Below are 12,386 nucleotides of genomic sequence, written 5' to 3' on the forward strand. Positions count from 1 at the left end.
GCGAGTCTAGCGAGCACGCGGGGGGCCGGGGCGACGGGGCCATGAACGGCAGGCATTTGCGGGGCAGGTGCTGTATTGCAACAATTATCTGGTAGCGCCGTTTTACCACCCCTCCAAACACAGCCTACCGCCATGTCCCCGACCCGCACTTCCCGTGGCCGCCTTCCGGTCGCGCGCCCCCTCGTTGCCGCTCTTTCCGCCCTGTTGCCGCTGGTAGCAGCCGCCCAGGAAACTCCCGCTGCCAAGGATCCGGTTGCCCTCGATGCCCTGCAGGTGACCGCGCAGCGGCGCGTTGAGAACGCCAAGGACGTGCCGGTCGCGATCAGCGCGATCCAGGGCGAGAAGCTCGATGTGTTGGGTTCTGCGGGCGATGACATCCGCTTCCTGGCCGCGCGCGTGCCCAGCCTCAACATCGAGTCGTCCTACGGCCGTGCCTTCCCGCGCTTCTACATCCGCGGCCTGGGCAACACCGATTTCGACCTCAATGCGTCGCAGCCGGTGTCGCTGGTGTACGACGACGTGGTGCAGGAAAGCCCGCTGCTGAAGGGCTTCCCGCTGTTCGACCTGGCCAACGTGGAAGTGCTGCGCGGCCCGCAGGGCACGCTGTTCGGCCGCAATACCCCGGCCGGCGTGGTCAAGTTCGATTCGGCGCGCCCGTCGCAGGATGCCGACGGTTACGTGCGCGTGGGCTATGGCAGCTACAACAGCTGGAACGTGCAGGGTGCCTACGGCGGCCCGCTGACCGATCGCTGGTCGGCACGCGTCTCGGCCATCTACCAGCGCCGCGATGACTGGGTCGACAACACCCGCGCCGGTGCGCCCAACAGCGGTTTTGAAGGCTATGACGAAGCCGCCGGCCGCGTGCAGTTCCTGTACGAAGGCGATGACTTCGAAGCGCTGTTCAACCTGCACAAGCGCAAGCTCAACGGTACCGCCCGCCTGTTCCGCGCCAACATCATCCAGAAGGGTGGCAACGGCCTGGTCGAGAACTTCGACCGCGACAAGGTGGCCAACGACGGCGTCAACTTCTCCGATCTGGAAACCTGGGGCGGCAGCGCGCGCCTGCAGTGGAACCTCGGCTCGGTGACCCTGCACTCGATCACCGGTTATGAAACCGCTGAATCGCTCAACCGCGGCGACATCGACGGTGGCTACGGCGAGGCATCGCTGGGTGCCGGCAACTACGGCCCGGGCCTGATCCCGTTCGCGTCCGAGTCGGCCGACGGCCTGCCGCATCACCGCCAGTGGACGCAGGAATTCCGCGTCGAATCCAACGAATGGGGCCGCTTCGACTGGCAGGCCGGCGTCTTCTACTTCGACGAAGACGTGACCATCAACAACTTCAACTACAACTCGTTGAAGCCGGGCAACCCGCAGACCGGCCATGTGGTGCAGAACCAGCGCAACAAGGCATGGGCGGTGTTTGCCTCGGGTGACTTCGATGTCACCGACCGCTTCAAGCTGCGTGCCGGTGTGCGCTACACCCAGGACAAGAAGGACTTCAACGCCAGCGTGCTGCAGGCCGTGCCGTTCGGTACCCCGGTCAGTGGCCCGTATGTGGCCAACACCGACGTCAACGACGTCAGCTGGGATGTCAGCGGCGTCTACAAGCTGACCGACAACGTGAATGCCTACGCCCGTGTGGCCAAGGGCTTCCGTGCGCCGTCGATCCAGGGCCGCCTGGCCTTCGCACCCGGCCTGTCGCAGGCCGATTCGGAGAAGGTCATCTCGTATGAAGCCGGCATCAAGGCCGACCTGTTCGAGCGCCGCGCGCGCCTGGGCCTGAGCGTGTTCCGCTACAACGTTGACGGCCAGCAGCTGATCGCCGTGGGTGGCACCAACAACACCGCCACCCTGCTCAACGCCGACAAGACCATCGGCCAGGGCGTGGAACTGGACCTGGAAGCCTACCTGGCCGACAACGTCCTGCTGACCTTCGGCAGCAGCTACAACGACACCGAGATCAAGGACAAGGATCTGGCGGTGGCGGTCTGTGGTGGTGGCTGCACTGTTACCGACCCGATCACTATGATCGGCGGCAAGCCCTATGCGCTGGTCAACGGCAACCCGCTGCCGCAGGCGCCGAAGTGGATCCACAACGCCACCCTGCGCGTGGGCTTCCCGCTCAGCGACGGCAGCGAGCTGTACGCCTACACCGACTGGGCCTACCGCAGTGCGGTGAACTTCTTCATCTACGAGTCGCCGGAATTCCGCGGCCGTAGTTCGCTGGAAGGTGGCCTGCGCCTGGGCTACAACTGGGATTACGGCCAGTACGACGTGGCTGTGTTCGGCCGCAACCTGACCAACCAGACCCGCGTGGTCGGTGCAATCGACTTCAACAACCTGACCGGCTTCCTCAACGAGCCGCGGACCTGGGGCGTGGAGTTCACCGCGAAGTTCTGATGCGGTGACTGCGGTAATGCAATGAAGAAGGGCCGGCGCAATGCCGGCCCTTCTGTTTCCTGCTTCCTGTAGAGCCGAGCATGGCTCGGCTCTACAGAGGCGTGGCTTACAGCGCGCTCTGCGGGCGCACCTTCAGCACCGCATTCTCGGTGGCGCAGTCGCGGCTGGAGTGCCGACCAGCCTTGCGCGCCGCTTCGATCTCCTTGCGTGCGGCCAGCAGGTCCTTGTTGAACGCAGCGTTGTCGTGCAGGCGGGCCACGGCGGCGGCGCCCATGAAGCGGCCTTCGAGGATGTCGCTCTGCCAGTGCACGTTGCACACCAGGCGGCTCTCGCCGTAGTTGCGGCCGCGCGCCTGGATGGCATCGGCGCGATCCGGTGCGATCTCCGACAGGATCAGGGCCCAGGCCCAGCCGATCGAGGTGTGGCCAGAGGGGTAGGAGCCGTTCTTGCGCAGGCCGTCCTCGTCCTTCGGCGAGCAGGTCGGCTCACCATTGACCATGAATGGGCGCGGGCGCTGGTAGTGATTCTTGGCAGCCTTGGTCGCCGCGCTGGCGTCGATCCGGCTGCGCTCCAGCAGTCGGTACAGCGCCGGTGTCTTCACCGCATCGATGTCGATGTCGGCGGCGCAGGAGAAGTGGTTGGCGCCTTCGGGGAAGCCGAGTTCCGCATCGACACCGGCCTGGGCGAAGCGCGGGCTGCCACGCAGCGCGCGGGCTTCACGGCTGACCTGTTCGTCCAGGGCGAGGGCGGCCGAACCGGCCACCGGCGGTGCCGGCACCAGGTCGAGGCTGGCCGGTACCGCGCTCTTGTCCAGATAGCCCACCGCCTTGGTGGTGGTGTTGGCTTCGACGGCGGTCGGCTTGGCGACGGTGGCGGCACAACCGGCCAGGGCCGCGATGACGGCAAGGCCGAGCAGCGGGCGGGCAGGGTGGGAAATCAGCGACATGGACAGGCTCCGGGAGAGAAAAACAACGCGCCATGATCGCAGCCCGAATACGACACCGCAGTGGCCATCGGTCATATGGCCAGACCCGGCATGGTCATCGCAGCAGTATCAAAAGCGTCATCAAGTGACGTCAGTCTTCTGAATCCGGGCGCAGCGCACGGACTTTCACGCGACTGCGCCGCGAGCATCGGCACAACGGCACGCACCAGGAGCCGTCCAGTTCCAGCCGGGTCGGGGGGATCCGTTGACAGAGGGAGAGAAGCGATGCGCAGCACCGCAACAGGAAGTACCGTCCTGGCCCTGCTCCTCGGGCTTGCAGCAACGCCGGCGCAGGCCGCCGACGTGGTCGGCGTGGCCTTCGTGCATGGCACTGGCGCGCAGACCAACGCCACCCAGGACTACTGGCAGCCGGCCATCATCGACACCGTGCGCCAAGGCCTGCCGAACAGCAGCAACTATGTGGTCATCAACTGCGACTTCACCCAGTACATGTGGAAGCCGGAGGCCGCCGGCTGCCTGGCCAACCAGCTGACCAGCTTCATCGACAGCCGCGGCATCACCCAGCTGGTGGTGATCACCCATTCCAACGGCGGCAACGTGGTGCGCTGGATCCTGTCCAACCCGACCTATGACAGCCGCTACCCGAAGATCATCCGCACGGTGCGCAAGGTCACCGCGCTGGCACCGTCCTCGGCGGGCACGCCGCTGGCCGATGCGGTGCTCAACGGCAACACCTTCGAAACCTCGCTGGGCTGGCTGCTGGGCTACAAGAACGACGCGGTGCGCCAGCAGCAGGTGGCGAGCATGGCCACCTACAACGCGCAGAACCTGTACGGCACCGCAGGCCGTCCCGCCCTGCCCAAGCCGTTCCGCGCGGTGGTCGGCAGTGATGTGGAATCGGCGGTGTGGGACAGCAACAGCTATTGCGGCGGCTACGCCGCCAATGTCGGCCTGGAGTTCACCCAGAACTGGCTGTCGTCCTGCTCCGACGGCTTCCTGGAGTGCAGCAGCCAGAAGGCCGCCGGCACCACCTGGTTCACCGACAAGGCGCGTACCCAGGGCGCGGAACCGCTCAGCCACAACCAGAGCCGCCGCGAGTGCTTCGGCCTCGGCACCCTGCTGCGCAACGACCTGACCCAGTGAGGGAGACGACCATGACGATTCAATCCACCCTGCTGGCCGGCGCCGGCCTGGCAGTGCTGTCCCTTTCCGCAGCGCAGGCCGCGCAGCCGCTGCAGGCCGCCCGTGCAGGCGACCAGGTGCCTGCCGCCCTGGTGGCCGCGCCGCTGCCCGCCGATGAAAGCGAACACGCGCCGCTGTCCTTTGCCTGGGCGTTGGACCCGGCACAACGGCTGCAGGCGGCCACGCCGTATGCCTCGGTCAGCCGCAGCTACTGGCAGCAGGTCGATGGCGCGCAGCTGCAACGTGGCGTCGATCTACCGCTGACGGCTGCCGACGCGGTGATCCAACTGAGCCCGGCCGAAGGCGCGCGTGCAGTGCCGGCCAACACCCTGCAGCTGCGCGACCCGGCCGGCCGCAGCAGCGTGGCGCGCAGTGTCGATGCGCGCGCGCTGCAGGATGCCGGCATGCCGGTGGGTGATGGCAGCAGCATGCTGCGCACCGGCGCGACCAGTGCGGCCGGTGCTTACACCCTGCAGAGCGCGCAGGTGCAGGGCCGCTACGTGGTGCAGGTGCTGGAGCCGAACAGCCCGCTGCGGCTGGAAGTGCAGGCCAACCAGGCGCAGGTGCTGGCCGGTGGCAACGTGCAGCTGCAGGCACGCTTGCTGGAAGACGGTGCCACCACCGCGCAGATGGCCTCGCGCCGCGGCAGCCTGGGCGGTGAAGCCCTGCTGGTCGCACCCGATGGCCGCAGCTGGCCGCAGCGACTGCTGCGTACCACCGACGGCGCGCTGCGCGCGCAGGTGCGGATCCCCGCAGACGTCGGCACCGTGCAGGGGCTGTGGGAACTGCAGGTGTTCACCCAGGCCGATGGCGTGCTGCGCGATGGCAAGGTGGCCTTCGCGGTGGCACGGCCGACCGCGCGCTTCAGTGGCCAGGCGGCACCGGACCCGGCCAGCCGCCAGGTGGCGTTGCCGCTGCAGGTGGCTGCAGCGGGCCGCTACGAGGCGCGTGGCACGTTGTATGCCACCGGCCGCGATGGCCAGCTGAAGCCGGTTGCACAGGCGCACGCGGCGGCGTGGTTCGATGGCCCGGGCGCAGGCCAGCTGGTGCTGCCGTTCGACCAGGCCGCATTGCCCGCTGGTTTTGGTGCGCCGTACGAGCTGCGTGACCTCCAGCTGCAGGACCAGAGCCGGATGGCACCGATCGAGTCGCGCGCGCTGGCGTTGAAGTTCTGAGCAAGGGTGCAGCGGGCCGGGTTCCGGCCCGCTGCACCGTTCTCTGTAGAGCCGAGCCTAGGCTCGGCTCTACAGTGGCATGTCGATTATCCCGCGTACGCGGTCAGCCGGCCTTCCTGCTCGCAGACGGTGATCGCGCCGCCGAACACCGCCGACAGCGGTTCGTTGCGCAGCAGCTCGGCGCGGGTGCCATCGGCCAGCACACGGCCATCGCGCAGCAGCACCACCCGCTCGATTTCGGGAATGATCTCTTCGATGTGGTGGGTCACCAGCACCAGGGTGATGCCCTGCTGCGCCAGCACCCGCATGGTCGCCACCAGTTGTTCGCGAGCGACCAGGTCCAGCCCGGTGGACGGTTCGTCCAGCAGCAGTGCCTGTGGCCGATTGACCAGCGCGCGGGCGATCAGCACGCGGCGGGTCTCGCCGGCCGACAGCTCGGCGTAGGCACGTTCACGCAAGGATAGCGCGCCGGTCATCGCCAGTGTCTCGCCGACGCGTGCACGCATGTCGGCGGTCACCTCGCGGAAGGCGGGCACCACGTAGCTGGCAAAGAAGCCGGACAGCACGGCCTGCTCCACGGTCAGACCCGGCATGTCGGCGAGGTTGCTGCTGAGGTCGCCGGTGACGATGCCCAGCTGCGAGCGCAGCCGGTCCACCTGCCAGCGGTTCTGGCCCAGCACCTTCACTGCCACCGAGCCGTCGCCCTGCGCCAGCGGGTACAGCTCGCGGGTGATCAGTTTGATGAAGGTCGACTTGCCGCAGCCGTTGGGGCCGAGCAGGGCGGTGTGCTGGCCCTGTGCAATGCGCAGGCTGAGCCCGTGCAGCACCTTCACCTGGCCGCGCACCACGGTGGCGCGGTCCAGTTCGATCAACGGGGGCAGCTCCGCGATGGGCGGGGCCGCAGTCATGGTGCTGGCGCGTGGATCAAGGCTCGACAACTCAGGTCCCCAACTGTGAACGGTGCCACGGATGGCGATGCGAAGCACCGCCGCAGGGATGCAGTTTGCAACGCAAGCGCCCATGATGTCTGCCATCCCCGCGTCGATCCGGAGCGCTGCCATGCCTGATGCCCTGATGTCCCTGTTGACCGGTGGTGTGCTCGGCCTGGGCGGGTGGGCGATGCTGGCGGTGCTGCTGGTCTTCACCCAGATCACCATCTTCTCGGTGACCCTGTACCTGCATCGCAGCCAGGCCCATCGCGGGGTCGACTTCCACCCGGCGCTGGCCCATGTATTCCGCTTCTGGCTGTGGCTGACCACCTCGATGATCACCCGCGAGTGGGTGGCCATCCACCGCAAGCACCACGCCAAGGTGGAGACCGAGGACGACCCGCACAGCCCGGTCACCCGTGGCATCGGCAAGGTGTTCTGGCATGGCGTGGAGCTGTACCGCGAAGCGCGCGGCATGCGCGCGGACATCGAGCAGTACGGGCGTGGCACCCCGGATGATGCGATCGAGCGCCGCCTGTACACCCCGCACGCCACGCTGGGGCCGGTGCTGTTGTTCGCGATCAATACCGTGTTGTTTGGCCTGCCCGGCGTGGCCCTGTGGGCGATCCAGATGGCGTGGATCCCGTTCTGGGCAGCCGGCGTGGTCAATGGCCTGGGCCACTGGTGGGGCTACCGCAACTACGAGTCCGCCGATACCTCCACGAACCTGACGCCGTGGGGGTTCTGGATCGGTGGCGAGGAGCTGCACAACAATCACCATGCCTTCCCCAGCTCGGCGCGCTTCGCGATGCGGCGCTGGGAGTTCGACATCGGCTGGAGTGCGATCCGCCTGCTGGAGGCGTTGCGCCTGGCCAAGGTGCTGCGGGTGGCGCCGGCCATGGACGTGCGCCCGAATATCGCCGTACCCGATGCTGAAACCCTGAAGGCGCTGCTGTCGCACCGCTTCCAGGCGATGACCGACTACCAGCGCAACGTGTTCATGCCGGCCCTGCGCGAGGAAGCGGCACAGGCCGGGGCCAAGCTGCGCCGCCTGCTGCCGCGCCGGCTGCGCCGTGGCCTGGTCAACGACGGTCGCTGGTTGAAGCCGGACAGTCGTGCCCAGCTCAGCGCATGGGTGGCACAGCGCCCGCGCATCCGCACCCTGGTCGAGTACCGGGGGCGCCTGGCCGCGCTGCTCGAAGCGCGCGGCCACGATGCGGCCGAGCGCCTGCATCAGCTGCAGGCCTGGTGCCGCGAGGCCGAGGAAAGTGGCATTGCCGCGCTGCAGGCCTACGCCGCGCGATTGAAGGGCTACAGCCTGGTGGGCGCGTGAGGGCAGGGTACGGACTACTGCTGGCGGCGCTGCTGCCGGGTGCGGCGCTGGCCCAGGTCACCGACACCGCCAGCTACCTGCAGCGGATGGACAGCGATGGCGACGGCAAGGTCAGCGAGGCCGAGTACGTGCAGTGGATGCTGTATGCCTTCGACCGCATGGACCGCAATGGTGATGGCGTGCTGAGCGCCGAGGAGCTGCCCGGCGGCAAGGGCAGGGCGATCAGCCGCGAGCAGCAGCGGCAGGTGATCGTGAAGCGCTTCCACACGCAGGATGCCAACGGTGATGGCGTCCTGGATGCCCGTGAACTGGCGGCGCCGCCACGCTGAGCGGGCGTAGAATCCGTTCATGCCTGAACTGCCCGAAGTAGAAACCACCCGCCGCGGCCTGGCGCCGCACCTGCAGGGTCGTCGCGTGCATGGCGTGATCCTGCGCCGGGCCGATCTGCGCTGGCCGATTCCGCCGGAAGTGGCCGAGCTGCTGCCGGGCCAGCGCATCGAGGAGATCCGTCGCCGCGCCAAGTACCTGCTGCTGGACACCGCCGTCGGCAGCGCGGTGCTGCACCTGGGCATGTCCGGCAGCCTGCGCGTGCTGCCTGGCGATACCCCGCTGCGCGCCCACGACCACGTCGACATCAGCCTGGACAACGGCCGCCTGCTGCGCTTCAACGACCCGCGCCGCTTCGGTAGCCTGCTCTGGCAGCCGGCCGGCGAAGTCCACCCGCTGCTGCAGGGGCTGGGCCCGGAACCGCTGGACGATGCCTTCGACGGCGACTACCTGTTCGACCGCAGCCGGGGCCGCAGTGCGCCGGTGAAAACCTTCCTGATGGACCAGGCGGTGGTGGTGGGCGTGGGCAACATCTACGCCGCCGAAAGCCTGTTCAAGGCCGGCATCAGCCCGCTGCGCGAGGCCGGGAAGGTCTCGCGCGAGCGCTACCAGCGGCTGGCCGACGCGGTGAAGGCGATCCTCGGCTACGCCATCACCCGTGGTGGCACCACGCTGCGCGACTTCATCAGCCCGGATGGCGCGCCGGGCTACTTCGAGCAGGAGCTGCTGGTATACGGCCGCGATGGCCTGCCGTGCCCGAACTGTGGCCGCGCGCTGAAGCACGCCACCATCGGCCAGCGCGCCAGTGTCTGGTGCAGCCACTGCCAGCGCTGAGCCGGGCGGCCAGCGGCAGCTGAACGGGCAGGGGACGTCTCCGCTGCCCGTTAACGTTTGTCTGCCTATGATGGCCGACCTTCCCTCTGTGCCTGACGCGCCTGCATGCAACGACGCGACTTCATCCGCAATGCCTCCCTCGCCCTGGCTGCATTCGGCCTGCCGTCCCTGCCCGCGTGCGCGGCCAGCAGGAGCGGCCAGATGGGCCTGCGCCGGCTCGGCCAGCCGCAGCCGTTCGACTTCGCCACCCTGAAGGGCCAGGCGCGCGCGCTGGCACAGGCGCCCTACAAGAGCCACAAGCGGGTGCTGCCGGGCCGCCTGGAAGGCCTGGACTGGGACCAGTACCAGTCGATCGGTTACCGCCAGGACCATGCGCTGTGGGCCGACCAGCCGGGCAAGTTCCAGGCCAAGTTCTTCCATCTGGGCCTGTACTTCCACTCGCCGGTGCGCATGTTCGACGTGGTCGACGGCAAGGCGCAGGAGCTGGCCTATGACGGCGCGGCGTTCAACTACGGCAAGAGCGGGATCAAGGACGGCGAGCTGCCGGCCGATCTCGGCTTCGCCGGTTTCCGCCTGAACACCCGCAAGGACACCGACCGCGACTTCGCCGCCTTCCTCGGCGCCAGCTACTTCCGCGCGGTCGGCAAGGAAGGCCAGTACGGCCAGTCCGCGCGCGGCCTGGCGATCGACACCGGCATGGGCAAGCCGGAGGAATTCCCCGACTTCATCGCCTATTACCTGGAACAGCCGTCGGCCGATTCGGAAACGATCGTGGTCTATGGCCTGCTGGATTCGCCCAGCGTGGCCGGCGCCTATCGCTTCGCGATCACCAATGGCGACGTGCTGCTGATGGACATCGACAGCGCGCTGTACCCGCGCAAGGCGATCGAACGGCTGGGCATCGCACCGTGCACCAGCATGTACCAGGTGGGCGAGAACGATCGCCGCATGGCGTGGGACTGGCGCCCGGAGATTCACGATACCGACGGCCTGTCGCTGTGGACCGGTGCCGGCGAGTGGATCTGGCGACCGCTGCTGAACCCGCGCAACCTGCGCTTCAACATGTTCGTGGACCGCAATCCGCGCGGTTTCGGCCTGCTGCAGCGCGACCGCAACTTCGACCACTACCAGGATGATGGCGTGTTCTACGAGAAGCGCCCGTGCCTGTGGGTGGAGCCGAAGGGCGAGTGGGGCGAGGGCTCGGTGCAGCTGGTGGAGATTCCCACCGTGGACGAGACCTTCGACAACATCGTGGCGTTCTGGAACCCGAAGGAAAAGCCGCAGCCGGGCCAGGAGCTGCTGGTCGGCTATCGCCTGTACTGGGGCGCCGAACCGCCGGCACGGCCGCCGCTGGCGCACTGCGTGGCCAGCCGCACCGGCCTGGGCGGCGTGGTCGGCAAGAAGCGCGAGTACTTCAGCTGGCGCTTTGCGGTGGACTTCGAAGGCGGCGAACTGGCCAAGCTGATCGACAAGGGCGAGGTCGAGGCGGTGGTGGAAGCCAGCCGTGGCCGGGTCGAGATCGTGTCGGCGCGCCCGCTGCGCGAGATCAACGGCTACCGCGCGATGTTCGACCTGGTGCCGCCGGAAGGCAGCACCGAGCAGATCGACATCCGCCTGTTCCTGCGCAGTGGCGGCAAGACCCTCACCGAGACCTGGCTGTACCAGTACACCCCGCCGCCGGCGGGCGCGCCGGAGCGCACGCTGTACTGAATGGATGCGGCTCGGTGCCGGCCACACGCCGGCACCGTTGCTTCAAGGCTTGCTGTCGGTGGCGTGCGACTGGGTCGGCACACCCACTTCCACCGTGCCCCGGCGGATCTTCATCCAGGTTTCGTCCTGCCAGCGCTCGTACTGCTTCGGATCCCAGTACTTGGGGTCGTACAGACGGTCGGCCTTGATGGTGCGGGAGATTCCGCCGTCCATGTATACGATGTCGACGTTGTTGGACATCGAGCCGACGCGGCTGCCGGTCATCTCGCGGCGCCCCTTTCTGAGCACTTCGGCCATGCGTGGGCGCGCGACCTCGTCGCCATACTCGGCGCGCAGCGCGCTTGCCTGCGCACGCGCCGCATCATGCTGCTCCAGCGGCAGCGTGGCCCAGTACTCGTTGCGCAGCTCGACGAACAACGGATAGCCACGTTCGGCGGCCACCTCCATCCAGGCATAAGCCATGACCGGATTGCGCGGCTGCTCTACCCCGTACCAGTACATCTCGCCGAGGTAGCCCTGGGCAGGCTTGTCCGCGTACCGCGCGGCCAGCCGGAAGTTGTCCATCGCGCCGTTGACATCGTTGCGACGCAGCGCGTTGACGCCCCATTGCCGGTACATCATGTCCGGGTGGCTGTCCATGAAACCGGCGCCGATCACCGCCGCATCGTCTTCACCGGACGGGCGTTCGGCCGCGATGACCAGCGGAGGCAGCAGGAGCAGCAGCGGCAGCAGCAGGAGGGCGGAACGCATGTCGGACTTCCAGTTCGGCAGCAGGAGTGCCGCAGCCTAGGCGCGACAGCGCTTGCTTGTAAACCGCTGGAGGTCATGGCGCACCGGCGCGCCTGCTACAACGGCAGCGGGGCCTGCGCCGGATCGATACGCCCTTCACCGCGGGTGATCTTCTTGAACTCGGCGCGACTGACCGACACGTAGCGGTCGTTGCCGCCGATCTCCACCTGCGGGCCGTCCTGTACCGCGTGGCCATGCTCGTCCACGCGCACGGTCATCGTCGCCTTCTTGCCGCTGTGGCAGATGGTCTTGATCTCCTGCATCTCGTCGGCCCAGGCCAGCAGGTACTGGCTGCCTTCGAACAGCTCGCCGCGGAAGTCGGTGCGCAGGCCGTAGCACAGCACCGGAATGCGCAGCTGGTCGACCACCTCGCTGAGCTGCCAGACCTGGGCGCGGGTCAGGAACTGCGCCTCGTCCACCAGCACACAGCCCATCGGCCCGTTCGTCGCCAGGTCCTGCTCGACCCAGCGTTGCAGGTCGGTGTCACGATCGAAGGCCATGCCCTCGGCGCGCAGGCCGATCCGCGAGGCGACCACGCCGGCGCCGGCACGATCGTCCAGGCGCGGGGTCAGGATCGCCACCCGCATGCCGCGCTCGCGGTAGTTGTGAGCGCTCTGCAGCAGGGTGGTGGTCTTGCCGGCGTTCATCGCCGAATAGTAGAAGTAGAGCTTGGCCATCGACGGATTGTACGCCGCAGCTCCGCTCCGCCGAAGCCGTTCAGCAACCCCGCCGGCGGCCCGCTGTGGTCGTCACCCGGC

Annotated in this window: 11 protein-coding genes; 7 read left to right on the forward strand and 4 right to left on the reverse strand. The window is 67.9% G+C overall.

Translation table 11 applies throughout. The features are described 5' to 3' along the window. Positions 1-132: 132 nt before the first annotated feature. A complete protein-coding gene (locus GOC52_RS00240; protein WP_191850394.1) occupies positions 133-2,403 on the forward strand; it encodes a TonB-dependent receptor in 2,271 nt (756 codons plus the stop codon). A gap of 106 nt (positions 2,404-2,509) precedes the next feature. Here the strand turns inward: GOC52_RS00240 and GOC52_RS00245 are convergent, their stop codons facing one another. Then, entirely contained in the window at positions 2,510-3,349 is an 840-nt protein-coding gene (locus tag GOC52_RS00245; RefSeq protein ID WP_126559612.1) for an acid phosphatase, read from the reverse strand. Between the two features lie 264 nt (positions 3,350-3,613). On the opposite strand from GOC52_RS00245, the gene GOC52_RS00250 reads away from it, so the two are divergent. Continuing rightward, positions 3,614-4,492 carry a lipase family protein gene (locus tag GOC52_RS00250; RefSeq protein WP_019338121.1) on the forward strand — a complete coding sequence of 293 codons (879 nt, stop codon included), beginning with the start codon at positions 3,614-3,616 and terminating at the stop codon, positions 4,490-4,492. 11 nt (positions 4,493-4,503) lie between these two features. Continuing rightward, entirely contained in the window at positions 4,504-5,706 is a 1,203-nt protein-coding gene (locus GOC52_RS00255; protein ID WP_191850396.1) for a DUF4785 domain-containing protein, read from the forward strand. A gap of 86 nt (positions 5,707-5,792) precedes the next feature. Here GOC52_RS00255 and GOC52_RS00260 read toward each other — a convergent pair whose 3' ends face one another. Further along, positions 5,793-6,614, reverse strand: a complete 822-nt coding sequence (locus GOC52_RS00260; protein ID WP_019338123.1) for an ABC transporter ATP-binding protein — start codon at positions 6,612-6,614, stop codon at positions 5,793-5,795. Positions 6,615-6,765: 151 nt separating this feature from the next. Here GOC52_RS00260 and GOC52_RS00265 point away from each other — a divergent pair, with 151 nt between their 5' ends. The 4 genes from GOC52_RS00265 (at position 6,766) to GOC52_RS00280 (ending at position 10,839) form a co-directional block, all read left to right on the forward strand. Beyond that, entirely contained in the window at positions 6,766-7,968 is a 1,203-nt protein-coding gene (locus GOC52_RS00265) for a DesA family fatty acid desaturase (RefSeq protein WP_053442324.1), read from the forward strand. Beyond that, the gene (locus GOC52_RS00270; RefSeq protein ID WP_043397773.1) at positions 7,965-8,297 is read left to right on the forward strand and encodes an EF-hand domain-containing protein; all 333 of its coding nucleotides are present in this window, start codon (positions 7,965-7,967) and stop codon (positions 8,295-8,297) included. Before GOC52_RS00265 ends, GOC52_RS00270 begins: the two co-directional genes overlap by 4 nt. Positions 8,298-8,316: 19 nt before the next feature. Beyond that, positions 8,317-9,129: a bifunctional DNA-formamidopyrimidine glycosylase/DNA-(apurinic or apyrimidinic site) lyase gene (gene mutM, locus GOC52_RS00275; protein ID WP_043397776.1), complete on the forward strand. Its 813-nt coding sequence runs from the start codon at positions 8,317-8,319 to the stop codon at positions 9,127-9,129. 105 nt (positions 9,130-9,234) lie between these two features. Continuing rightward, a complete protein-coding gene (locus GOC52_RS00280) occupies positions 9,235-10,839 on the forward strand; it encodes a glucan biosynthesis protein (RefSeq protein ID WP_019338126.1) in 1,605 nt (534 codons plus the stop codon). Between the two features lie 42 nt (positions 10,840-10,881). Here the strand turns inward: GOC52_RS00280 and GOC52_RS00285 are convergent, their stop codons facing one another. Both GOC52_RS00285 and GOC52_RS00290 read right to left on the reverse strand, forming a co-directional pair. Continuing rightward, on the reverse strand, positions 10,882-11,589 hold the full coding sequence (locus tag GOC52_RS00285; RefSeq protein WP_010487340.1) for an SEL1-like repeat protein: 708 nt from the start codon (positions 11,587-11,589) through the stop codon (positions 10,882-10,884). A 95-nt stretch (positions 11,590-11,684) separates the two neighbouring features. After that, on the reverse strand, positions 11,685-12,305 hold the full coding sequence (locus GOC52_RS00290) for a thymidine kinase (RefSeq protein WP_010487338.1): 621 nt from the start codon (positions 12,303-12,305) through the stop codon (positions 11,685-11,687). Positions 12,306-12,386 lie beyond the last annotated feature (81 nt).

It is taken from the genome of Stenotrophomonas sp. SXG-1, from assembly GCF_014083965.1.
In the GTDB taxonomy this organism is placed as follows: Bacteria; Pseudomonadota; Gammaproteobacteria; order Xanthomonadales; family Xanthomonadaceae; genus Stenotrophomonas; species Stenotrophomonas geniculata.